1 protein-coding gene is annotated in these 528 nt (G+C 51.5%); it reads right to left on the reverse strand.

Going from position 1 to position 528, the window contains the following annotated elements; genetic code table 11:
* Nucleotides 1-156: 156 nt before the first annotated feature.
* On the reverse strand, nucleotides 157-414 hold the full coding sequence (locus AWJ19_RS12310) for a hypothetical protein (protein WP_068724069.1): 258 nt from the start codon (nucleotides 412-414) through the stop codon (nucleotides 157-159).
* Nucleotides 415-528 lie beyond the last annotated feature (114 nt).

The following is a 528-nucleotide window of genomic DNA, read 5'->3' on the forward strand; positions in this document are numbered from 1 at the left end:
AGGTGCTCAGTGCTCTTTTCCTTTGCAGGAGCGGGTACAGGTTTTTTGCCACTCAGAAACGCATCGATTTCGGCTTGCTCCAGTTCTGATAAGGGCGCTTCTCCCTGATCCAGCGGCATTCCGGTAGTCCTGGAGTTCGCGAGAAACTCTCGGTATTCAAGGGCCAAATACTTTTGAATGAACTTTCGTAAGCTGTTGTACGATACGTACCGTTGCGGCTTCCAGGGCTTCTTTCTGTTGCGTAATTGGTGTCCCTGCGATTGTTGCTTTTCGCAGTACATCAAGGCGCGGCAGCAATATTTGTGTCGCGCTACCACGGACGTTTTTTCCCTCTCGTCTGAGCCAGCGCTTCTGCTCGACGCCGCTCAATTCGGCCTCGATCTTCGCTGTCAGCGATTCTCGCTCGCGATTCATCTCTGAAATGAACTCCTCGATTTTCGCAATCGGGTCTTGAGTGCCTGGCTTTCCTGAGTCATCGCTCGTTCTCCTTCCGTTAGTTGCAAAGTGCTACCTAATTCTAGGCCTTAC

It is taken from the genome of Paenibacillus sp. DMB5 (assembly GCF_001517085.1).
Taxonomy (GTDB): domain Bacteria; phylum Bacillota; class Bacilli; order Paenibacillales; family Paenibacillaceae; genus Paenibacillus_AQ.

Excerpts from the sequence above, each read along its gene's own strand:
- AWJ19_RS12310 (WP_068724069.1), bottom strand. The coding sequence starts at position 414 with ATGAATCGCGAGCGAGAATCGCTGACAGCGAAGATCGAGGCCGAATTG.